The organism is Deinococcus pimensis DSM 21231 (assembly GCF_000519345.1).
Taxonomy (GTDB): Bacteria; Deinococcota; Deinococci; order Deinococcales; family Deinococcaceae; genus Deinococcus_A; species Deinococcus_A pimensis.
Map to the genome: position 1 here is coordinate 98,748 of NZ_KI912647.1, position 810 is coordinate 99,557.

Consider the following 810-nt stretch of genomic DNA (forward strand, 5'->3'; position numbering starts at 1 on the left):
GGACGGCTGGACGGACCTGCGGCGCCGCGCGTTCCTCGCGCTCGCGCCCGTCGGCGTGGTGGGCTGCGCGGCGGGCCTGTGGACGCAACTGCCCGACGTGAACCCCGTGGACCTCGTGCTGCTGAGCCTCATCGGCGCGGCGCTCGTGGTGACCGACCTGCTGGTGTGGCGCCGCCGCCTGTCGGTCGGCGCGGCGCTCGGGACGGTGTACATCCTGAGCGCCTCGTACTTCGTGACGATGCTGGCCGATCAGTACCTGCACAACGTCGGACGTGACCAGCAGCTCAGCGAGGCCGTGTTCTGGTTCCCGGTGCTGTCCACCCTCGCGTTCCTCGCGTGGCCGATGCCGCGCGCGGCGCGCGCCGCGTTCACGACGTACCTCGCGTCGGTGGTGGTCACGCTGTGCTTCGTGCCGTACTTCCGCGCGACCGGGGCCCTCACGGAACGGCTCGTCGCGATCCTCGTGCAGTTCTTCCTGTCGAACGGGGTGCTCGTGGGGCTCCTCGCGAGCCTGGCGTACTTCCAGCGGCGCTTCTCGCAGCTGCGCACCATGGCGTACGTGGACTTCCTGACGAGCCTCCCGAACCGCCGCTACCTGGAGGAGAAGCTGCGGCGCCTCGACACCCCCGGCGACGCGACCGTGCTGTCCGTCGCGATGTTCGACGTGGACCACTTCAAGGCCGTCAACGACCGTCACGGGCATCACGTCGGCGATCACGTGCTGCGCGAGGTGGCGCTCGTCGCGGCGGCGAGCCTGCGGCACGAGCAGATCCTGGCACGCTGGGGCGGCGAGGAGTTCGTGGTGGTCTT

At 70.5% G+C, this 810-nt stretch carries 1 protein-coding gene; it reads left to right on the forward strand.

Translation table 11 applies throughout. The features are described 5' to 3' along the window. A partial coding sequence (locus tag DEIPI_RS31005) for a GGDEF domain-containing protein (RefSeq protein ID WP_052351725.1) occupies positions 1-810 on the forward strand: 810 nt, incomplete at both ends.